Below are 21007 nucleotides of genomic sequence, written 5' to 3'. Positions count from 1 at the left end.
CCGGGGACCGGCGGCCGGCCACATCACTGGCACCAGGCCGGCGTCGGCCGCTTCAGACCTCCAGGGCCACGCCAGGGCTTGCGTGTTCCGGCGCAGTGCCAGTTTCGGGATCCCGGGCGAGCGCGGCCGCGTGCTCGAGGCTGATGCCGTTGACGAGCGGGTCGGCATGCCGATGCGCCAGACGCCATCCGCTCCCTTCGCGGCAATAGACCAAGGTGACGCGCAGCGACCACGCCTGCGCCGGCAAACCGCCGACTTCGACGTGTGCTCGTTCGATCGTCGCAAGAACGACCATGTCGGTCGAGGCGTATGACTGGACGAGTTCCTGCGTCAAGGAGCCGTTGCTGAAGAATCGTCCGATGTCCTCCCAGCGTTCGCTCGTGATTTGTGGGCCGTGTGTCGGCGTTCCTCCGAACGGGGACATCAGCGTGTAGTCGTCCGAGTGGGTGATCAGTCCGAGGTAGTGGTGAATGTCCCCGCGCATGAGGGCTGCGTTGGCCTGCTGCGATTGCCGGAGGAGTTCGGCGACTTCGGCTGCGAGTTCTGGATGTGGCGTGGCTGGCATGTGGGTCGCTCCTGATCAGGTTCGTTCGTCGCAAAGCCACCGGGCGTGGCCTCCTGGAGCCACAAGATCGCACTGCCCAGCTCCTGAATCAAGTGATACGATTTCAGCAATATGCTGAACGAGATTGATCTCGCGCGCGCCGACCTGAACCTGCTGTTTCTCTTCGAGGTGGTCCTGGAGACTCGGCACGTGGGCCGGGCGGCGGAACGACTGAACCTGTCGCCGTCGGCGATCAGTCATGGGCTCGGCAGGCTGCGCCGGCTACTCAACGATCCGCTCTTTCTCAAGACGCCGAAAGGCGTGGTGCCCACGGCCCGTGCGGAGCAATTGGCCGCTCCCATCCGGGACGTCCTGGCACGCGTCAGAAGCGTGATCTCGACCGCGGAGAAGTTCGATCCCGCGACGTCCAGGCGTCGTTTCACGATCGGCGCCCCTGACGGGGCTTCGGCGGTGTTCCTGCCGCCGCTTCTGACCGTGCTGCGCGAGCGCGCCCCCGGCATTGACATCAGCGTGCGCCAGTTGCTTCCCACGCAAGGGGAAACGTCGCCCGAGCGTGCATGGCGCGCCGCATTCGCCGACCTCGAGGCGCGCGCGATGGACATCGCCATCATCCCCACGGACGATGCCCCGACGCGCTTTGCCGAGCGGGTTCTTTACGAAGAGGACTTCGTCATCGCGATGCGCGTCGGCCACTCGTTCGCTGGCAAGCTGACCGTCGACCGGTTCCTCGCCTTGCAGCATCTTCTCGTGTCGCATACCGGAGATGCCTTCGGTTTCATCGATCGGCTCCTGGCGGAGCAGGGGCTTTCGCGACGCATCGCGCTGACCGTTCCGAATTTCATGTTTGCCCTCGCCGTCATCGCCGAGACGGATCTGGTCGCCGCGCTGCCGAGGGCCTTCGTCGCGATGCATGGAGCGCGATTTGGCGTCGCTGCGGTGGAAGCGCCAATGCGGCTGGATCGCTTCCGGATTCGAGCCGTTGCACCGAAGGTGGCCTTGCAAGACGAGGGACTGGCGTGGCTCTTTGACATGATTGGGACAGCGGGCACTGCTGCGCGGAAGCGCACCCGGCAAGGCACCACCAAGGCATGGCGCCCTACAACTGCTCCCCCAGCGGCTCCGATCCGGGAACAGCGCGGGCGAGCGCGGCCGTTGGGCGTCGCAGCAGGAACGCGGGGTGTCGCCCTCCGCGATTGAGTCGAACGCCTTATTCGCCCCGCCTGGCCATGCTGCGTACGGACGTTGGCAATGACCGGACCATCTCGGCCAAGTAGCTCGTCAATTCGGATTCGTCGTTTCGACGGCGGTTCATGATCACCGGCGTGGTCACGCCGGCGTCGCTCAGGGGCAGGTAAAGCACCCCCTCTCGATGCAGGTTCTGCACCGACTGCGGCACCAGCGCGTAGCCGAGGCCGGCGACCACGAGCCCGATAGCAGTTTGCACCTCGTTCGACTCCAGTGCGATCACGGGCTTCAGGCCGCGCGACTGGAACATCTCCAGCACCTGGTCGGCATAGCTCGGCCGTGGCTTCGCGGGATACAGCAGGAGCGGCTCTGTCGCCAACTTGGCCAGGCTGATCGTCTTGTGCTTGACCAGGCGATGGTTCACGGGCAATGCCACCATCACCGACTCCTCGCGCACCAGTTCCCCGACGACCTCGTCGTCGTCGAAGTTGAGGCGACCGAAGCCCATGTCGATCCGGCCCGCCTTGAGGCCCTCCACCTGCTGCACCGTCGTCATCTCGTAAAGACTCAGATCGACCGTCGGTTGTTCCTGGCGGAATTGCCGGATCACGTCGGGCAACTTGCCGTACAGCGTGGAGGGCGCAAACCCGATCGCGTACCAGGTTCGCCTCCCGCCGGCGATGCGTGCGGTTGCGGCCTGCACTTCCGACATTCGGTCGAGCATCTGCTGCGCCTGGATCTGAAAGAAGCGCCCGGCCGGCGTGAGCCGCAGCGGACGCGACCCACGGTCCAGCAGTTCGGCGCCAAGCTCGTCTTCGAGGGTGCGGATCTGCCGGCTCAGCGGCGGTTGGGCAATGTGCAGCTGCTCGGCCGCGCGGCTGAAGCTCAGTTCGCGGGCGACCGCGCAGAAGTAGCGCAGATGGCGCAATTCGAGGTGCATGGCGTCTCCTGGTGGCGGATCGCGCGGGTCAGTGAAAACCCGATGTCTCTATACCTTCAAGGTATTTTGCCGGACCCAATCGATATTGGACCGCAGGGCTCGTGAAGACGAACATTCAACCCATGAACACGAGCCCCTCCATTCAATCCATCGAAGCCGTCCTGGTCGACCTGCCGACCATCCGCGCTCACAAGCTGGCGATGACGACCATGATGCGTCAGACGCTCGTGATCGTGCAGTTGATCTGCAGCGACGGGCTGACCGGCATCGGCGAGGCCACCACCATCGGCGGCCTGGCCTACGGCGACCAAAGCCCCGAGAGCATCAAGAGCGCGATCGACAACTACCTCGCGCCGCTGCTCATCGGCACGGACGCGACAAGCGTCAACGTTGCGATGCAGCGTGTATCCGCTTCCGTGCAAGGCAACTCGTTCGCGAAGTCGGCGGTTGAGATCGCACTGCTCGATGCGCAGGGCCAACGCCTCGGCCTTCCGGTCCACGCGCTGCTGGGCGGCGCCATGCGCGACGCGCTGCCGGTGCTCTGGACCCTCGCGAGCGGTGACGCTACGCGCGACGTCGATGAGGCGCTTGCCCTGATCGAGGCGCGCCGCCACAAGGTCTTCAAGCTGAAGATCGGCAGTCATGCGCTGGCCGATGACATCGCTCACGTGCAGGCGATCCGCCGCGGCCTGGGTGACGACGTGATGCTCACCGTCGACGTGAACCAGGCCTGGGACGAGACCACCGCCGTCCAAGGCATCGCCGCGCTCGAAGCGATCGGGGTCAGCCTCATCGAACAACCGGTGGCACGCCGCAATCGTCGCGCACTGAAGCGGCTCGCCGCCCGCTTCGATGTGGCCATCATGGCCGACGAGGCGGTGCACGACGCCACCGATGCCTTCGACCTGGCCGCCGATGCCGCTGCCGACGTCTACGCGCTCAAGATCTCCCAGGCCGGCGGCCTGTGGCCCACGTTGCGGGCTGCTTCTGTCGCCGACGCAAGCGGCGTCGGCGTCTACGGCGGCACGCTGCTGGAAGGCAGCATCGGGAGCATCGCCGCGGCCCATGTCTTTGCCGCCTGCCCAACGCTTGCCTGGGGCACCGAGCTGTTCGGCCCGCTGCTGCTCAAGGACGACATCGTCGTCCAGCGTCCCGACTACCGCGACTTCGAACTGCAATTGCCGCACGTGCCTGGCCTCGGCGTGCAGCTCGACCTCGACAAGCTCGCTTTCTATCGCCGTGACCGCGCGTCGCAGGCGGTTGCCGTCACCGCCTGAGGACCACCATGCTGTTCCACGTCGAAATGACCGTTTGCCTTCCGCACGACATGCCGCCCGCGCAGGCCGACCAGCTCAAGGCGCGCGAGAAGGAGATTGCACAGGGCCTGCAGCGCGACGGTGTCTGGCGCCACCTGTGGCGCATTGCCGGACGCTACGCCAACGTCAGCATCTTCGACGTCGCCGACAACGCCGCGTTGCACGACACCCTGATGACGCTGCCCTTGTTCCCCTACATGGACATCGAGGTGCGACCGCTCTGCCGTCACGCCTCGTCCATCCATGACGACGACCGCTGATTTTCATTTTCCTCAACCCAACCCCCACGAACCCACGGAGACAAAGCCATGAACGAAATGAGCAAGACCCAGCTGCTGGAAAAAGTGACCCACTCGAACCGGCCCAACGGCAACCCACGCGTGCAAAAGATTGCGGCGCGCATCATCGGCGATCTCTTTCGCGCGATCGATGACCTGGACGTCCAGCCCGACGAGTTCTGGGCTGGCGTCGACTGGATTTCGCGCCTGGCATCCAGTGGCCAGGCCGGTCTGATCACCGCCGGCCTGGGCTTCGATCGCCTGCTGGACATCCGCCTCGACGAAGCCGATGAACGCGCAGGCCGCAATGCCGGCACGCCGCGAGCCATCGAAGGCCCGCTCTACATCGCCGGCGCGCCGCTTGCGAAGTACGAAGTGCGCGTCGATGAGGAAGGCGACGCGAAGCGCGGCGAGACGATGGTGATGGAAGGGCGCGTGCTCGACATCCACGGCAAGCCCGTGGCCGGCGCCATCGTCGATGTGTGGCACGCCAACGAGCTGGGTCGCTATTCGCACTTCGACCCGGACCAGGCCGAGTACGCCCTGCGCCGCCGCATCGAGACCGATGCCGAAGGCCGCTATCGCTTCCGCAGCTTCCTGCCGCCGGGCTATGCGATTCCCCCCAACAGCCCGACCTCGGAGTTGTTCGGCGCGCTTGGCCGCCACGGCAACCGTCCGGCGCACATCCACTTCCTCGTGGTCGCACCGGGCCTGCGCACACTGACGACGCAAGTCAATGTGCCGGGCGACAGCTTCATCGACGATGACTTCGCGTTCGCCACGCGCGACGGGTTGATCCTGCAGCTCGAGAAGAACACGTCCGCCAAGGGTTACGAGTCGCTCGGCGTGAAAGAGCCGTTCACCCGCGTGCCATTCGACTTCGTCATGCAGCCGGCGGTTGACGAGAGCGAGGCCTCGCCCCAGGCCCGCGTGGCCCGCGCCGTCGGCTGATCCGACGCTGCCGCTCCTGAGTCGGCACGAGCCCGGCCAGGAGTCCATTTCCATACCGATCGTCGATGGGTGAAGCAGCGTGCTTCGGCTTTGCGACGACCCCCTTTCAGTGAATCGCCATTCGCCTACCTCCGAGGAGACACGCATGATCCCCATCTATCCCGTCCCGTCGACGCCGAACCTCGCCAAGCTGGATGCCTTGCTCGAGGACGATCCGGTCGAGCACAAGTACCGCCTGGACCGCTCCGTCTTCACCGACGAACAGCTGTTCGACCTGGAGATGAAGCACATCTTCGAAGGCAACTGGGTCTACCTCGCGCACGAGAGCCAGATCGCCAACGTCAACGACTACCTGACCGTGTATGTCGGCCGCCAGCCGGTGGTCATCACGCGCAGCAAGGACGGCAAGCTGAATGCGCTGGCCAACACCTGCACGCACCGCGGCGCCATCCTGTGCCGCCACAAGAAGGGCAACAAGTCGAGCTTCACCTGTCCGTTCCACGGCTGGACTTTCAACAACGCGGGCAAGCTGCTGAAGGTCAAGGACAACAGCACCGAGGCCGGCTACCCGTCGAGTTTCAACTGCGAAGGCAGCCACGACCTGGCCAGGCTCGGCGCGTTCGAGAACTACCGCGGCTTCCTGTTCGGCAGCGTCAACCCCGACGTCGTTCCGCTCAAGGAGCACCTGGGCGAGGCCGCCAAGATCATCGACATGATCGTTGACCAGTCGCCTGACGGTCTCGAAGTGCTGCGCGGTGCATCGACCTACACCTTCGACGGCAACTGGAAGCTCGGCGCGGAGAACGGCGCCGACGGCTACCACGTGTCGTCGGTGCACTGGAACTATGCGGCCACCACCAGCCGGCGCAGCGTCGACGGCAAGGTCGACACCGTCAAGGCCATGAACGCCGGCAAGTGGGCGCAGCAGGGCGGTGGCTCTTACACCTTCAAGCACGGCCATCTGCTGCTGTGGACCAACTGGTCGAACCCGGAAGACCGCCCGCTGTATTCGAAGCGCGACGAGTGGGTCGGCAAGTTCGGCGAAGCGCGCACCGACTGGATGCTGGGCAAGTCCCGCAACCTGTGCCTCTACCCCAACGTCTACCTGATGGACCAGTTCAGTTCGCAGATCCGCATCGTGCGGCCGATCTCGGTCAACAAGACGGAAGTGACGATCTACTGCATCGCGCCGAAGGGCGAGGCGCCGGAGGCACGCACGCGTCGCTTGCGTCAGTACGAGGACTTCTTCAACGCGACCGGCATGGCCACGCCCGACGACCTGGAGGAGTTCCGCTCCTGTCAGCACGGCTATGGCGCGCGGGCCGTGAAGTGGAACGACATGAGCCGCGGCGCCACCCACTGGATCAAGGGGCCTGACGCGACGGCCGACCTGATCGACCTGAAGCCGGACATGAGTTGCGTCAAGACCGAGGACGAAGGCCTCTACATCGGCCAGCACGAATACTGGCTCGACACCATGAAGAAGGCTGTCGTCGCCGAGCACGCAGAACACTCGACGGGAGGCCAGTGATGTTGTCCTACCAGGAACTCCAGGCCTTCGTCTACGCGGAAGCCCGCGCCCTCGACGAACACCGCTGGGCCGACTGGCTCGCCTGCTACGCCGACGACGCCGAATTCTTCATGCCTTCGTGGGATGACGACGACAAGCTGACGACGGACCCGCACAACGAAGTCTCGCTGATCTACTACCCCGACAAGCAAGGTCTCGAGGACCGCGTCTTTCGCATCCAGACCGATCGATCGAGCGCCACGATGCCCGACACGCGCACGGGCCATGCGATCAACAACCTCGAGGTGCTGTCGCAGGACGAGAAGCAATGCGTGGTGTCCTTCAACTGGACCACGCACAGTTTCCGCTACGACATCGTCGACGTGTACTTCGGGAGCTCCCAGTACACGCTGGACACGAGTGGCGGCAAGCCGCTGATCAAGCGCAAGTACGTCGTCCTGAAGAACGACTACATCCACCACCTGCTCGACATCTATCACATCTGATCCAAGGGACAAGGAGACAAGCCATGTCATACAACATCGCCCTGCAGTTCGAGGACGGGGTCTCGCGCATCATCCCGTGCGAGCCCAACGAACTGATCGCCGACGCCGCGTACCGCGCCAAGATCAACATTCCGCTCGACTGCCGCGACGGCGCCTGCGGCACCTGCAAGTGCCATTGCGAGAGTGGCAGCTACACGATGGGGGACTACATCGACGATGCGCTCGCCGATGACGAGGCCGCGAGCGGCTACGTGCTGACCTGCCAGATGAAGCCCACCTCCGACTGCGTGGTGCGCGTGCCCGCTTCGTCCGCGGCTTGCAAGACGGAAGTCGGCGCGCATGGCGGCAAGCTGACGAAGATCCAGCGGGATTCGTCCACGACCGTGTCCTTCCTGCTGGAGGCGGAACGGCCTCTTGCCTTCCTGCCCGGCCAGTACGTGAACCTCATGGTGCCCGGCAGCAAGGAGACCCGTTCGTATTCCTTCAGCTCCGCACCGAACAAGTCCGAACTGGCCTTCCTGATTCGCGACGTGCCCGACGGACTGATGAGCACCTACATGCGCCAGAAGGCGCAGCCCGAGGACTTCATGATGTTCACGGGACCGTACGGCAGCTTCTACCTGCGTCCTGCCGTGCGCCCGATCCTGATGCTTGCGGGTGGTACCGGTCTTGCGCCATTCCTGTCGATGTTGCTGTGGCTCAAGGAGAACCCGACCGACCAGCCGATCCGCCTGGCCTACGGCGTGAACACCAACGACGACCTGGTCGAACTCGAGACGCTGGACGAACTGAAGTCGAACTTGCCGAACTTCGAGTTCTTCACTTGCGTGGTGGACCAGGAAAGCGGGCATCCCAAGCAAGGCTACGTGACGAATCACCTCTCGGGCGATGACCTGCATGACGGCAATGTCGACGTGTACGTGTGCGGGCCGCCGCCGATGGTGGAAGGGGTGCGCAAGTGGATGTCCGGTGTCGGCGTGACACCCAGGAACTTTCATTTCGAGAAGTTCTCTTCGGCCAACGAAGCGGTGGCGGCATGAGCGCAGATCGCTTCGACAACAAGGTCGTCATCGTCACCGGCGCCGCGCAAGGTATCGGCCGGGGCGTCGCGCTGCGGGTGGCGGCGGAAGGCGGCACGGTGCTGGCGGTCGACCGCGCCGACATCGTCAAAGAGGTGGTTGCGGAGATCGAGGAGGGCGGCGGCACCGCTGCAGCCTTCCAGGCCGATCTCGAAACCTTCGCGGGTGCGCAGGCCATGGTGGCGGATTGCCTGGCTCGGTTCAAGCGCGTCGATGTGCTCATCAACAACGTCGGCGGCACGATCTGGGCCAAGCCCTACGAGCACTACGAAGAGGCGCAGATCGAGGCCGAGATCAGGCGCTCGCTGTTCCCGACCTTGTGGTCCTGCCGCGCTGCGCTGCCGTTCATGGTCAAGAAGAAGCGCGGTGTCATCGTCAACGTTTCGTCGGTCGCGACGCGCGGCGTGCATCGTGTTCCCTACTCGGCAGCGAAGGGCGGCGTGAACGCGCTGACCGCATCGCTGGCGATGGAGCACACGCGCAACGGCATCCGCATCAACGCCACGGCGCCCGGCGGCACCGACGCACCACCGCGTCGCGTGCCGCGCAACCAGTCCCGGGCCAGGCCGACTGCTCGCGACACCGCCTGGTACCAGGGCGTGGTCGACCAGACGGTCGATTCGAGCCTCATGCACCGCTACGGGACGATCGACGAGCAGGTCGCGCCCATCCTGTTCCTGGCATCCGACGACGCTTCCTACATCACGGGAACGGTCGTACCGGTCGGTGGCGGCGATCTCGGTTGACGCTGCCACGGACTTCATTCCAAACACCCACGACACATCGAGACAACACCATGCGCAACATCGATCTCCACAAGCTGGCCGACGAGGCCCGCTTCAATCGCTTCCACGGGTTGGTTCTCTTCTGGTGCGCCCTGATCATCATCTTCGACGGCTACGACCTCGCGGTGGCCGGCATCGCGCTGCCTTCGATCATGAAGGAGATGGGCGTGAGCCCGACGAATGCGGGCTTCATGGTCAGCTCCGCGCTGTTCGGCATGATGTTCGGCGCCATCTTCCTGGGCACCATCGCGGACAAGATCGGTCGGCGACGCGCGATTGTCATCTGCATCGCGCTGTTCAGCATCTTCACCGCGGCCGCGGGCCTCACCCACGAGCCGATCAGCTTCAGCGTGATGCGCTTCCTGGCGGGGCTTGGCATTGGCGGCGTGATGCCGAACGTGGTCGCGCAGATGACCGAGTACTCACCGCGCAAGATCCGCAGCACGATGGTGACGCTGATGTTCAGCGGCTACGCCGTTGGCGGAATGCTGGCCGCGCTGCTCGGCAAGGGACTGATCGAAGCCTATGGCTGGTCGTCGGTGTTTCTTGCAGCGGGCTTGCCGGTATTGCTGATCCCCGCGATCCTGAAATCGATGCCCGAGTCGATGCCCTTTCTCATCAAGGCGAACCGACTCGACGAGTTGCAACGCCTCGCGTCGCGCCTCGATCCCAGCTACCGGCCCGAGTCTGGCGACAACTTCGCGCTGCCGCGCGAAGACAAGGCCGCGAGCGCGCCGATCGGTCGCCTGTTCCAGGAAGGTCGCGGCTTCAGCACCGTGATGTTCTGGATCGCGTTCTTCATGTGCCTGTTCATGGTGTACGCCCTCAGCTCGTGGCTGACCCGGCTGATGGCCAGCGCTGGTTACAGCCTGGGTTCCGCCTTGACCTTCGTGCTCGTGCTGAACTTCGGCGCCATGATCGGCGCGGTAGGCGGAGGCTGGCTCGCCGACCGCTTCCACATCAAGTACGTGCTGGTGGGCATGTATGCGTTGGCGGCGGTGTCGATCACCTTGCTGGGCTATCGCGCGCCAACGGAAGTGCTGTTCCTGCTGGTCGGCCTGGCGGGCGCGTCGACCATCGGGACGCAGATCGTGACCTACGCCTACGTGGGGCAGTTCTATCCGATGGCAGTGCGTGCCACGGGCATCGGCTGGGCCTCGGGCGTGGGGCGAAGCGGCGCGATCCTCGCGCCGATCGTGATCGGCAGCCTTGTCGGCCTGGCACTCCCGCTGCAGCAGAACTTCATGGCGATTGCGATCCCCGCGGTGATTGCGGCCATCGCGGTGGCCTTGATCAACCATGGTCGTTCGACAGGTGCCCAACGTGCAGATGCTTCGGGTGCGATTCGCGAGAGTTCGATGGTTGGCTCGAAGGCCGCGGTGCCCGCGAAGTAGCAGCCGGCCATGTTGCACCACCTCGAGCCGCCGCCGCGGCCGCTGCTGGGCTGGCGCCGGGTGGTGGCCGATTTCGGCCCCACCTACGCAGCCAACGGGTTCATCGGTTTTGTCTTCGCGGCCACCGCCCCGGTCGCGATCGTTCTGTCGGTCGGTACCGGCGGTGGCTTGAGTGAGGCCGAACTGGCTTCGTGGCTCTTCGGCGTCTTCTTCGTCAATGGCCTCATCAGCGTAGGGATGTGCTGGCTGTACCGCCAGCCGCTGGCCTTCTTCTGGACCATTCCCGGTACCGTGCTGGTCGGGCCTGCGCTGATGCATCTCAGCTTCGCCGAGGTGATCGGGGCGTACTACGCCACTGGCGCGCTCATCTTGGTGCTGGGCTGCACGGGTTGGGTCCGCCGTGCGATGGCGGCGATTCCGATGCCGATCGTGATGGGCATGGTGGCTGCGGTGTTCCTGAGGTTTGGATTGGACCTCGTGCGATCGTTGCACGATGACGTGGCGATCGCGGGTCCGATGGTCATCGCATGGCTGGCGCTGACGGCGGTCCCCGCGCTCGGGCGCCGACTGCCGCCGTTGATCGGGGCCCTGCTGGTGGGCGCGGCCATGACAGCGTTTCTCACGCGCATGGACGTTGCCGCGCTGGGATCCATTGAACTGGTTCGTCCGGTGGTGCGAATGCCCGTGTGGTCGTGGTCTGCAATGGTGGAACTCGTGGTGCCGCTCACCATCACGGTGCTGGTCGTCCAGAACGGCCAGGGCATCGCCGTGTCGAAGGCAGCTGGGCATGAGCCACCGGTGAACGCCGTGACGCTGGCCTGCGGCATTGGAGCCATGATGAGCGCGGCGGTCGGTGCCGTCAGCACCTGCCTCACCGGTCCCACGAACGCAATCATCAGTGGTTCGGGAGAGCGTTCCCGCCAATACAGTGCTGGCATCTTTACCGGCATTCTGGCGATGGTCTTCGGCCTGATGTCGCCCGCATTCACGCGGCTGATGCTCCATCTGCCCAAGGCCTTCGTCATGGTGCTGGCCGGCTTGGCGATGCTGCGTGTCTTGCAGTCCGCCTTCATGACGGCGTTCAAGGAGCGGTTCACGCTTGGCGCGCTGGTGGCCTTTTTGGTCACCGCAGCGGATCTCGCCATCTTCAACATCGGAGCCGCGTTCTGGGGATTGGCGATGGGCTTTGGCGTGTCGTGGTGCCTCGAGCGGCGCGACTTTTCACCGCAGTCCGCTTCCTTCGCCCCAGCCGAGCGACTGCGCGCGATGGCCGCCTCCCTGCATCGCCTCGTTGTGGCCTCGGGCGCGCTGATCGACGATGCGACACCTCCGGTCAAGCACCGTTCGGAACAAGCCCGCGACGGCGAATGAGGACCGTCGCCTCGTGAGTGCGCGAACCCCGTTGGCCGTTCCGGTGTCGGCAAGAGCCTGTGCACCCGACATCGCAGTCCGCGCTGCGTCAGTTCGCCCGAGCTGATCGCGCCTTCCGCTCGCGGGCCATCCGCACGCACAGGTCGAAGGCGTGTTGCAAGCCCTCGATGGTCGCCACGCCCCGGCCAGCGATGTCGAAGGCGCTGCCGCTCGCCGAGGTCGCCACCGGCACCGGCAGGCCGCCGTGCAGCGTCACGCCCTGCTCGAAGCCCATGAGCTTCATCGCGATCTGGCCCTGATCGTGGTACATCGAGACGACGGCGTCGAAGTCCCCGCGGCGCGCGCCGATGAAGACGGTATCGGGCGAATAGGGACCACGGGCGTCGATCCCTTGCGCCTGCAGCGCGCGCACGGCCGGCGCGATGATCTCAATCTCTTCGCTGCCGATGGAGCCGCCGTCGCCCGCGTGCGGATTGAGGCCCGAGACCGCGATGCGTGGCGCCTGGACGCCGGCACTGATGAGGGCGTCGCGAATGATGTGCACCGCGTCCTTCACGGCGTCGCCAGTGATGAGGGCTGCGACGTCCTTCAGCGGCACATGCGAGGTGACGCGCGAGGTCCAGAGCTTGCCGGTGATGTTGAACTCGCAGACGAAGCCTGGCACGCGGAACCGCTCCTGCATGTAGCGCAGCTCGTCTTCATGCTGCAGTCCGCCGAGGCGCAGTGAATGCTTGTTGAGCGGCGCGAAGACGATGCCGTCAACCAGGCCTCGGCGAACGGCCTCGGTGGCCAGCTGCATCGCCTCGAAGGAGGCGATGCCGGAATGCACGTTCGATTCGCCGAGCACCGGGGGAACACCGCCCATCGTGTCCTGAACCAGCAGGCTCGGCCGGCCGGGCTCGAATCGCAGCCCGTCCAGACTCTGGAGGCGGAGGGGGGCGAGCGTGGCGCCGCCAGCGATGCGCTGGCCGCTTTCGAGCACCAGCGGGTCGGCGACGAGCAACAGATCGGCCGCCTCGAGATTGGGCGCGCGCGCGAGCAGCTTCACCATCATCTCCGGACCGATGCCGCTCGGGTCGCCGGGCAGCACTGCGATTCTGGGTTTCATCGAATTCCTTTCCTTGTCTTTCCGAGTCACTCGGCACGCATGCCGGTGTCCTTGACCAGCTTGCCGTAGCGATCGAACTCATGGCGGTTCATCTCTGCAAAGGCCTCGATGCTCGTGGCCGAGATCTCTCCGCCGAGCGCCTTGATGCGGTCCTGTACGTCGGCCGACCGCAGGCTTTGCGCAAGTTCGGCGTTGAGTCGCTCCACGGCTGCGCGCGGCGTGCCGGCGGTGACGAAAAGGCCGTACCAGGTGTTGACGTCGGCGCCGGTGACGCCGGCCTCAGCGAGCGTCGGGACCTCGGGCAGTTCCGGTGTGCGCTTGGCCGCCGCGACGGCGAGCGGGCGCAACTTGCCGGCCTTGATCTGCTGCATGGCCGAGGAGGTGCTGTCGAACATCATCTCCACCTGCCCACCGATGATGTCGATGTGCGCCTGCGAACTGCCGCGGTACGGCACATGGATGGCCTTGGTGCCGGTGGCCAGTGCGAAGGCTTCGCCGCCCACGTGCTGCGTGCTGCCGATGCCCGAGGACGCGTACTTGAAGGAGCCCGGTCTGGCACGCATCGCGGCGATGAGTTCGCTGACGTTCTGGTAGGGCGAGGTCGCAGGCACGACAAGAACGTTCGGCATCACGGCCACCAGGCCTACGGGTTGCAGGTCCTTGAGTGGGTCGTACTTGAGCTTGAGCAGGTGAGGCGCGACCGCTTGACCCGTGTTGGTGGCCAGGAGCAGCGTGCTGCCATCGCTTGCGGCGCGTGCGGTGAGTTCGGCCGCGATGGTGTTCGACGCACCGGGCCGGTTCTCGACAACGACGGGTTGCTTGAGCGCGGCGCCGAACTTGTCCGCGAGCAGGCGCGCGAGGATGTCGGTGCCGCCGCCGGGGGAGGCGCCGACCATGATGCGAAGGGGCTTGTCCGGATACGCAGTCTGCGCGGAGGCCGTGGGCGGCGCCGCGATCAACAGCAAGGCGGCGAGGGCGCTGACTGCGCGGCACCGCAAGGATTGGAATGGCATGGGGCGTGTCTCCGTTTTTTCTTCGAGGCTGACGGGTACAGCTTAGGGATGTTTGCCATTCCAATCCAATCGATATTCCTGAAGAATTCATATACATCTGTATATGAGCCAACCATCCATCGATCTTCCGCCCTGGCGCCTGTTGCTGCGCCTGCGCACGCGTCAATGGGTGCTGCTTGCGCTGCTCGACCAGCACCGGCACCTGGGTCGGGCATCAGCGGCGATGAGCATCAGCCAGCCCGCGGCGACCAAGCTGCTGCAACAGCTCGAGGAGACTTTCGCCGTGCCTCTCTTTACCCGCGTGGCGCGCGGGATGACGCCAACGCCATACGGTGAGGCGCTGGTTCGCCATGCGCGCTGGGTGCTGACCGACTTCGGCGCAGTGTGCGAAGAGATCGAGGCGCTGCGCTCCGGACTCAGTGGTGCGCTGCGCGTTGGAAGCGTGCCCGGTGCGGTGCCGGAGTTGCTGGCGCCGGCGCTCGTGGCCTACCAGCAGAAGCACGAGCGCGTGGCTGTGAGCGTGGTGGTCGATACCAGCGACGTGATGCTGCGTCAACTGGCGCGCGGTGAGGTCGACCTGATGCTCGGGCGACTCACCGAGGACCACAGTGCCGAGGCCTTCGACTGCGTGTTGCTGCTTGGCGAGCCCCAGGTGGTGGTGGTGCGCCAAGCGCATCCGCTGCTCAAACGCAAGTCGGTGACGCTGCGAGAGCTGGTCGAATGGCCGTGGCTGCTGCAGCCGCCGGGTTCGCCGCAGCGTGGACGCTTCGAGGCGGCGCTGCACGAGGCCGGCATCCAGCAACGTTTGCGGGTCACGGAGACGGCCTCGCCGATCGCGATGACCGCACTCCTGGAACATTCAGACATGGCCGCCGTGATGCCGGCGTCGCAGGCGGCCCACTATGCCAGGCTGGGCGTGCTGAGCGTCCTGCCGATGAAGTTGCCGATACGCGTGCCCCCCATCTACCTGATCACTCGACGCGCGCACAGCCTGTCCCCCGCGGCAGCGGAGTTTGTGGCGCTGTTGCGGCCCGCTTCATAGACGGGCAGTCGAGAGTGCGTGTCTTTTGCTCATGGAAGATTTCTCAATAGGCAACGTCCCGTCACCGCCGTTTCAGGCCGAGGCCTGCGGGAGGCGGAGAGTCGCCATAATGCCCAATACCCGTTGCCATAAGCCTGAATGAGTGCCGCAGATTTCCTCCTAGCGCCAGAAGTCCAAAAGCTGTTGAAGGTCGTGTTTGCCGAGCCGATGAACAGGTTCTCGGTGGCTGAACTCGAGAAGCGGACCAAACTCAATCCTGAACTGATCGAACAGACCCAGGAGCATCTCCTTCAAAGCGGTATCTTGTGCCGTCACAAGTCGAAGGCCGACGAGCAAGAAGCAGTCGGCGCGAACACCTCGTTCGTCTTCTACAACGAGCTCAGGACGATCGCGCTCAAGTCGTTCGCCGCCGCGGAGCCCATCCGCGCGATGCTGCGTTCAAAGTTCAAGGATTCAGTGCTGCGTGCATTCGTGCTTGGGGAAGACAAGGACGCCACAGTGGAACTTCTTGTGGTTCACGGGCAGCTGGTGCCGGAAGAATCGGAGATGGCCGCGGCGTGCCGGAAGCTGTCGACATCTATCGGCCGGCACCTCGATGTGCACGTGATTTCCAGCACTCGGTACGCGGCCCTCACGGCGCGTGACGACCTCACCTTGAAGCTGGCGGCTCCCTTTGCAATTGAAGTCGTCGCCGAGGGCGATACCAAGGCCAAGGCGCCCATCGAGCGCGGAGGTCTCCTCCAGAGCGCCAGGAGGAAGCTCGCGGCCCTGGGGAGATAGCGACGGTGGAAGCCACGCCGAAGTGGCGCGGGTCACCGCAGCCACCGCGCTGCGCTCGCGTATCTGCCTACTGCTTCGACGCCGCGGCCCCCTCGATGAACGGCGTCACGGCAGCCGACTTCGTCTCATCGATGACGCCACCAGGGTCTGACGGCGTCATGAGCTGCTCTGTAACACGGACGCGGCGAACAACAAGCTCGTCAATCTCCAACCGTCGGATTCGAACTCGGCCAACAAAGAGCCGGCCGATAGACAAGGCACCAATCGCCAAAGCACCGACGGCGACGGCGCCAATCGCGAGAGAGCCCAGTGCAGCGGTACCGATGGCGTGCGCGCCCGTCGCAGCTGCTGGCATGGTCCGAGGACGTGCGGACTTTGAGGACATCAGTTTCATTGCAACTCGTGGAGGTAGCGTGCGCCTTGGGGGCGGCGATCAAGTGTCTGCTCCTGGGCCGCATTCTGCCCGACGGGTCTTCGATGCGGCCTTGAGAACAGGCGGTCCCGGCCAGAGGCGGACAATGGCCTCCTGCGATCAGCCGGAGACTTCAAATGAAGCCCACCATCACCGCCTTTGCACGGTCGCCCGATCGCGGCAGGGGGTTGGCACGGGACATGCGCGTTCGCTGGGCGCTCGAAGAGGTGGGCCAGCCTTACGAGGTTCAGCTCGTTTCGTTCGTTGAGATGAAGGAACCCGCACATCGCACGCTTCATCCGTTCGGGCAGATCCCGACCTATGAAGAAGGCGATCTTGCCCTGTTCGAGTCAGGGGCGATTGTGTTCCATGTCGCCGAGAGCCACCCTGGCTTGCTGCCGGACGATGCGAACGCAAGGGCGCGCGCGATCACGTGGATGTTTGCTGCCCTGAATACTGTCGAGCCGCCCATCCTTGATCGCGAAACCGCAACGCTGGTCGAGCGCGACAAGATCTGGTACGCGGAGCGTCTATTGATCCTCGAGGATCGCGTCCGTGTGCGGCTGGGCGAACTTTCCCGTCGGCTCGGCGACTCAGACTGGCTCGACGCGGCGTTCAGCGCCGGCGACCTCCTGATGGTGACCGTGCTGCGTAGGTTGAGCGGATCGGATGTCCTGGAGGAGCATCCGAATCTCTGTGCCTATGTCGCCCGTGGCGAGGCGCGGCCAGCCTACAAACGTGCTTTTGAAGATCAACTGGCGGTTTTCACTGCAAGCCATCCGACCGCCTGACAAGGTCCACGTTGGGCTCCGGCCGCCGAGCGGCCATCCGATACTGCGATGGCGCAGTCCCGCCGAGGGCAAGGGACGGGGCGATGCAGGGTTAGGCGTCGCAATCAGAACCGAGCCCGTCCGTCAAAGCCTCCAGCAGCGCTTGCTCGAGCCAAGCTTGAAACACGTCGGGTGCCCAACCCGACTCGTGCACGAGCTTGTGATAAACCTCGCGACTGGTCAGCATCCACAGCACAGTCGCTGCCGCCTCTTTCGTCAGGCCTTTCCGCGCGCGCTTCGCCGCGAACAGTGCGTCGATCCGCTCGCGCTGCATCTCCCGCCGCAAGGCTTCGAAGGACTGGTTCGTCTTGCGAAGCTCTGGCGAGAACGCCGCCGATTTCATCAGCAGGCCGAGCTCCGCGCTTTCGCCCTCGTAGATCGCTCGCGCCACATGGGCGCTCATCGCGATGCGCTGGACTGGGTCGCTCAGCCCTTCGAGCTTCTGGTGGGCTTCCTTGAACCGCGGGCCAAAGATCGCATCATGCATCAGAGCGTGCAACAGCCCGGCTTTGGATTTCACCACCGCATACACGGTCGGCTCCGACACGCGCGCTCGCTCGGCGATCTGGGTAATGGTGGTCGCGTCGATCCCCTTGCGAGAGAACAGAAACTTCCCCGCGTCCAGGATCCTGGCTCGGGTGCGCTCCGCCGCTTCCGAGCGAGTTTCTGAGCGGTAGGGCCGCTTGTCCTGAGCTTTCATATTGACTATAGTGTGCTACATCCAATATCGACGGATGGGACTCGCGCATGACGTTCGAAGCCTACATGAACAACATCCGGACCAGGACCGGCAAGGAGCCGAAGGACTTCTTCGACCAAGCCGTTCAAGCGGGGATCCTGCGCCCGGACACCAAGACGATGGAGTTCGTCGCCTGGCTCAAGAACAGCTCGGGGCTTGGCCACGGGCATGCCATGGCGGTTTGGGAGGCGTTCAAGCGCAATGGATGGGTTCCCTTGTCCGAAGCACCCGCGGCGTCTGCCAAGCGGGGCAGGCCATGAACTGGACGCGACGCATCGGCGTCGGCCTCTCGGGCCTTGCCACGCTGTTCTTTATCTTGGACGCCACGGGCAAGCTGCTCAAGATGGAGCCGGTGTTGCGAAGCACCCAAGAGCTCGGCTGGCCGGTAAGCGCGGTCGTGCCACTTGGTGTGCTGCTGCTATTGGGCGCCGTGCTGTACGCCGTGCCGCGCACGAGTGTGCTCGGCGCAATCTATCTGACCGGGTTCCTGGGCGGCGCGGTGGCGACCCATTACCGCGTCGGGTCGCCCTTGGCCACGCACGTGCTCTTCGGGGTCTACGTCGGGCTCGTGATGTGGGCGGGCCTGGCGTTGCGCTATCCGACCTTTTTCAAGGCCGCTTTTTCCAGACCGGGCAGCCCCACCGCGGCGTAACCACGGCTTCAAGAGGCTGACGGCTAGGCCTTTGTAAGTCCGATGCGGTGCGAGCATCTGGCGATGCAGGCTATCTGACCAGGTAGTACGCGGAGAACTCTCCCGTGCCGTGTGTGCACCGCTGGAAGCCCGCTCGTAGAAGCCAACCCTCGAACCGCGGGCTCGCAATGTTTTCGATATAGAGAACGCGCGCTTCCAAGCCATGCGTGCCGGCAAGGAAGCGCTCGACGAACCGAGTGAGGTAGCCTTGGCCTCGAAGGTCTTCAGATACCAAGAGGGTTGCGAGGCACAACGCAGGTTCGCCAGGCGTCGAGGGCTTGAACCACGAGTAGCCTGTGTAGGCTTGAAGTGCCGGGCTGGCGTACCAGCGCGTGATGACATGCCGCGTTCGAGGAATGTCCGCTTCAAACTGGGCAAGCCAAGCGAAGAAGAGGTCCAACTCGGCCTCAACGCTGGTGGTGCAGTTCATGCGTCATCGTATGGGCGCCGACTCGCAAATTGTGCGGTGCAAAGGACAGAAGCGGCAATCGCATCGAAGAAACGAGAACTTTCTCCTGCATTAAATAGTCTCCGCAGTTTCATTCGCACGTGACCCACTCGCCCGAGAAGCAAGCCCTGATGCGCGACAACTTCCAGGAGTACGAGTTGACAACGTCCTCATTGCAGCCCGTTGGACGACCCCGATCGCGGCGCCTGAGCGCCGGGGTCGTCGACGAGCTGAGCAGGCGGATGCGCATCGGCCCTCTGCGCGCGGGCGACCGGTTGCCGACCGAGGCCGCGATCAGGGAAGAGTTCGGGGTCAGCCGCACGGTGGTCAGGGAGGCGCTTTCGAAGTTGCAGGCGGCGGGCATGGTCCGGACGCGGCAGGGCGTCGGCACTTTCGTGGTGGGCGCCTCGCGGGCCAAGCCGTTCCAGGTCGACAGCAGTCCGGACGACAGCCTCGCGCAGGCGCTCGCGCTGATCGAATTGCGCATCGGCCTGGAGTCCGAGGCGGCCGCGCTGGCAGCGCAACGCCGCACCCCCGGCGACCTGGCCGCCCTGAAGGGCGCTCTCCACGCGTTCAATGCCGCGATGGATCAGGGCATGGACACCGCCGTCCCCGACTTCCAGTTCCACCTCGAGATCGCGCGCGCGTCGCACAGCCCGCATTTCGCCGCGGTGCTGGAGGCGCTGGGGCCCACCTGCGTACCGACTGCTTTCCTGGAAGCTGCCGCGGGTGAGGAACTGAGCGCTGCGTGGGCGAGCCAGGTCCGGCATGAGCATCGAAGCATCTTCGACGCCACCGCGCAGCACGACGTGGAGGCGGCGCGCGCCGCCATGCGAACCCATCTGGTGAACGGACGAGAGAGACGGCGCGCCTGCGAACGGCCGCGGGGGGTCTTGCCGCCCTAGGTGGCCGACGATTGCCGCTCGATCATGCGGAACCCGACATCGACGACGGGTTGCGCGACCGATTCACCCCGGCAGCGGGCGACGATCAATCGCGCGGCAAGCCGGCCGATCTCGGCGCCATCCACGTGCACGGTGGAGATCGAGGGGACCGTGTGCGCGCCGAAATCCGCATTGCCGAAGCCGCAGATCGCCAGATCCTGCGGAACGCGCAGGCCGCGTGCGAGCGCTTCCACCATCACGCCCTGCGCCAACTGGTCCGAGCTGCAGCAGACCGCTTCGAGCCGCGGTTCCTTTTCCAGCAGTTCCGCGAGCGCACGGCGGCCCAGTGCCAGGCTGCTCGGTGCCGGAACGACGGCCGTCGGTACCTCACGGCCGAGCGTGGTCTGGAATCCATCGCGCCGCATGCGGGCACGATGGTCGTCACCGGTCGCGATGCCGATGTGCTTCCAGCCCTTGCTCAGAAAGTAGCCGCCCACCGCGCCGCCGACCTTCACGTGAGAGAAGCCCACCAGCATGTCGACGGGCCGATCGCTGAGGTCCCATGTCTCGACGACCGGAATGCCCGAGCGACGCAGCCGGTCCCTGGCCTTCTGCGACTGCACCAGGCCGGTCATGACGATGCCATCGGGCTGCCGGCCGATCATCGTGTTGAGCACCGATTCTTCCTGGCCGGCGTCGTAGGAGGTTTGTCCGAGGATCAGCTGATAGCCCGCCGAAGCCAGCTCGGTCGTCAGTGCCTGCACGGTCGGCAGGAACTGGGCCACCGACAGCGCCGGCACGATGCCGCCCACCATCAGGCTGCGCTTGGACTTGAGGCCGCCGGCGAGCAGGTTCGGGATGTAGCCAGTCGACTCGACCGCCGCCTGCACCTTCTCGATGGTCTTTTTCGAGACCACGCCCGGATTGCTCAACGCTCGCGATGCGGTGATCAGCGACACACCCGCGGCCTTGGCCACGTCATGGAGCGTGGCGGCCTTGAAGGGAGATACGGCATTCATTCGGGCTGTCCGGCGGGTCGCCTGGGCGGGAGGTGGCAAGGATGACAACGTTAGCAGAAGCCGACTGCCGGTGCCAGATTGCGGGAAACGGGCCGTTGACTCGAGCGCAGCGGCGCGGGAAAACCCTGACAAGAAGTCGGTTGACTGTCCAAAATGACAAC

The 21007-nt window shown here is 64.9% G+C and carries 24 protein-coding genes; 16 read left to right on the top strand and 8 right to left on the bottom strand.

Annotated features, from left to right (window positions below; translation table 11 throughout):
• Positions 1-52 precede the first annotated feature (52 nt).
• Entirely contained in the window at positions 53-565 is a 513-nt protein-coding gene (locus tag QTI24_RS27130) for a YybH family protein (RefSeq protein WP_286604631.1), read from the bottom strand.
• 111 nt (positions 566-676) lie between these two features.
• On the opposite strand from QTI24_RS27130, the gene QTI24_RS27125 reads away from it, so the two are divergent.
• A complete protein-coding gene (locus QTI24_RS27125; protein WP_286604629.1) occupies positions 677-1762 on the top strand; it encodes a LysR family transcriptional regulator in 1086 nt (361 codons plus the stop codon).
• Positions 1763-1772: 10 nt separating this feature from the next.
• Here the strand turns inward: QTI24_RS27125 and QTI24_RS27120 are convergent, their stop codons facing one another.
• Positions 1773-2690: a LysR family transcriptional regulator gene (locus tag QTI24_RS27120; protein ID WP_286604626.1), complete on the bottom strand. Its 918-nt coding sequence runs from the start codon at positions 2688-2690 to the stop codon at positions 1773-1775.
• Positions 2691-2812: 122 nt separating this feature from the next.
• On the opposite strand from QTI24_RS27120, the gene QTI24_RS27115 reads away from it, so the two are divergent.
• The 9 genes from QTI24_RS27115 (at position 2813) to QTI24_RS27075 (ending at position 11880) form a co-directional block, all read left to right on the top strand.
• Entirely contained in the window at positions 2813-3967 is a 1155-nt protein-coding gene (locus tag QTI24_RS27115; protein ID WP_286604624.1) for a muconate/chloromuconate family cycloisomerase, read from the top strand.
• An 8-nt stretch (positions 3968-3975) separates the two neighbouring features.
• Positions 3976-4266 carry a muconolactone Delta-isomerase gene (catC, locus tag QTI24_RS27110; RefSeq protein WP_286604623.1) on the top strand — a complete coding sequence of 97 codons (291 nt, stop codon included), beginning with the start codon at positions 3976-3978 and terminating at the stop codon, positions 4264-4266.
• Positions 4267-4314: 48 nt separating this feature from the next.
• Positions 4315-5235 (top strand): dioxygenase family protein, encoded by a 921-nt coding sequence (locus QTI24_RS27105; RefSeq protein WP_286604620.1) that lies wholly within the window; start codon positions 4315-4317, stop codon positions 5233-5235.
• Positions 5236-5380: 145 nt separating this feature from the next.
• Positions 5381-6766 carry a benzoate 1,2-dioxygenase large subunit gene (benA, locus tag QTI24_RS27100; protein ID WP_286604619.1) on the top strand — a complete coding sequence of 462 codons (1386 nt, stop codon included), beginning with the start codon at positions 5381-5383 and terminating at the stop codon, positions 6764-6766.
• Positions 6766-7251 (top strand): benzoate 1,2-dioxygenase small subunit, encoded by a 486-nt coding sequence (gene benB / locus QTI24_RS27095; RefSeq protein WP_286604617.1) that lies wholly within the window; start codon positions 6766-6768, stop codon positions 7249-7251. The genes benA and benB overlap by 1 nt, the downstream gene beginning before the upstream one ends.
• Before the next feature lie 23 nt (positions 7252-7274).
• Positions 7275-8291: a benzoate 1,2-dioxygenase electron transfer component BenC gene (gene benC, locus QTI24_RS27090; RefSeq protein ID WP_286604616.1), complete on the top strand. Its 1017-nt coding sequence runs from the start codon at positions 7275-7277 to the stop codon at positions 8289-8291.
• Complete coding sequence (gene benD / locus QTI24_RS27085) at positions 8288-9076, top strand: benzoate diol dehydrogenase BenD (RefSeq protein ID WP_286604614.1); 789 nt, start codon at positions 8288-8290, stop codon at positions 9074-9076. The genes benC and benD overlap by 4 nt, the downstream gene beginning before the upstream one ends.
• Before the next feature lie 50 nt (positions 9077-9126).
• Positions 9127-10509 carry an MFS transporter gene (locus QTI24_RS27080; protein ID WP_286604612.1) on the top strand — a complete coding sequence of 461 codons (1383 nt, stop codon included), beginning with the start codon at positions 9127-9129 and terminating at the stop codon, positions 10507-10509.
• Between the two features lie 9 nt (positions 10510-10518).
• The gene (locus QTI24_RS27075; RefSeq protein ID WP_286604611.1) at positions 10519-11880 is read left to right on the top strand and encodes a benzoate/H(+) symporter BenE family transporter; all 1362 of its coding nucleotides are present in this window, start codon (positions 10519-10521) and stop codon (positions 11878-11880) included.
• 88 nt (positions 11881-11968) lie between these two features.
• Here the strand turns inward: QTI24_RS27075 and QTI24_RS27070 are convergent, their stop codons facing one another.
• Positions 11969-12988, bottom strand: a complete 1020-nt coding sequence (locus QTI24_RS27070) for a 4-hydroxythreonine-4-phosphate dehydrogenase PdxA (RefSeq protein WP_286604609.1) — start codon at positions 12986-12988, stop codon at positions 11969-11971.
• 26 nt (positions 12989-13014) lie between these two features.
• Positions 13015-14001, bottom strand: coding sequence for a Bug family tripartite tricarboxylate transporter substrate binding protein (locus QTI24_RS27065; RefSeq protein WP_286604606.1), 987 nt, complete (start codon positions 13999-14001; stop codon positions 13015-13017).
• A 103-nt stretch (positions 14002-14104) separates the two neighbouring features.
• Between QTI24_RS27065 and QTI24_RS27060 the strand changes: the two genes are divergently transcribed.
• Positions 14105-15043 carry a LysR family transcriptional regulator gene (locus QTI24_RS27060; RefSeq protein ID WP_286604604.1) on the top strand — a complete coding sequence of 313 codons (939 nt, stop codon included), beginning with the start codon at positions 14105-14107 and terminating at the stop codon, positions 15041-15043.
• A gap of 138 nt (positions 15044-15181) precedes the next feature.
• On the top strand, positions 15182-15823 hold the full coding sequence (locus tag QTI24_RS27055) for a hypothetical protein (RefSeq protein WP_286604602.1): 642 nt from the start codon (positions 15182-15184) through the stop codon (positions 15821-15823).
• 67 nt (positions 15824-15890) lie between these two features.
• Here QTI24_RS27055 and QTI24_RS27050 read toward each other — a convergent pair whose 3' ends face one another.
• A complete protein-coding gene (locus QTI24_RS27050) occupies positions 15891-16217 on the bottom strand; it encodes a hypothetical protein (RefSeq protein ID WP_286604599.1) in 327 nt (108 codons plus the stop codon).
• A gap of 155 nt (positions 16218-16372) precedes the next feature.
• Here QTI24_RS27050 and QTI24_RS27045 point away from each other — a divergent pair, with 155 nt between their 5' ends.
• The gene (locus QTI24_RS27045) at positions 16373-17026 is read left to right on the top strand and encodes a glutathione S-transferase family protein (RefSeq protein WP_286604597.1); all 654 of its coding nucleotides are present in this window, start codon (positions 16373-16375) and stop codon (positions 17024-17026) included.
• Between the two features lie 91 nt (positions 17027-17117).
• Here QTI24_RS27045 and QTI24_RS27040 read toward each other — a convergent pair whose 3' ends face one another.
• Complete coding sequence (locus QTI24_RS27040; protein WP_286604595.1) at positions 17118-17765, bottom strand: TetR/AcrR family transcriptional regulator; 648 nt, start codon at positions 17763-17765, stop codon at positions 17118-17120.
• 47 nt (positions 17766-17812) lie between these two features.
• Between QTI24_RS27040 and QTI24_RS27035 the strand changes: the two genes are divergently transcribed.
• A complete protein-coding gene (locus QTI24_RS27035; RefSeq protein ID WP_286604593.1) occupies positions 17813-18064 on the top strand; it encodes a DUF4287 domain-containing protein in 252 nt (83 codons plus the stop codon).
• On the top strand, positions 18061-18456 hold the full coding sequence (locus QTI24_RS27030) for a DoxX family protein (RefSeq protein WP_286604591.1): 396 nt from the start codon (positions 18061-18063) through the stop codon (positions 18454-18456). Before QTI24_RS27035 ends, QTI24_RS27030 begins: the two co-directional genes overlap by 4 nt.
• A 70-nt stretch (positions 18457-18526) precedes the next feature.
• Here QTI24_RS27030 and QTI24_RS27025 read toward each other — a convergent pair whose 3' ends face one another.
• Entirely contained in the window at positions 18527-18925 is a 399-nt protein-coding gene (locus QTI24_RS27025; RefSeq protein ID WP_286604588.1) for a hypothetical protein, read from the bottom strand.
• A gap of 149 nt (positions 18926-19074) precedes the next feature.
• Between QTI24_RS27025 and QTI24_RS27020 the strand changes: the two genes are divergently transcribed.
• Positions 19075-19848, top strand: a complete 774-nt coding sequence (locus tag QTI24_RS27020) for a FadR/GntR family transcriptional regulator (RefSeq protein ID WP_286604587.1) — start codon at positions 19075-19077, stop codon at positions 19846-19848.
• Here the strand turns inward: QTI24_RS27020 and QTI24_RS27015 are convergent.
• Positions 19845-20846, bottom strand: a complete 1002-nt coding sequence (locus tag QTI24_RS27015) for a LacI family DNA-binding transcriptional regulator (RefSeq protein WP_286604584.1) — start codon at positions 20844-20846, stop codon at positions 19845-19847. The genes QTI24_RS27020 and QTI24_RS27015 overlap by 4 nt on opposite strands.
• Positions 20847-21007: the final 161 nt, after the last annotated feature.

Origin of the sequence: Variovorax sp. J22P240 (genome assembly GCF_030316855.1) — a bacterium.
In the GTDB taxonomy this organism is placed as follows: Bacteria; Pseudomonadota; Gammaproteobacteria; order Burkholderiales; family Burkholderiaceae_C; genus Variovorax.
Note: the sequence above shows the minus strand (reverse complement) of the source record. Positions and strands in the feature narration are given on the sequence as shown.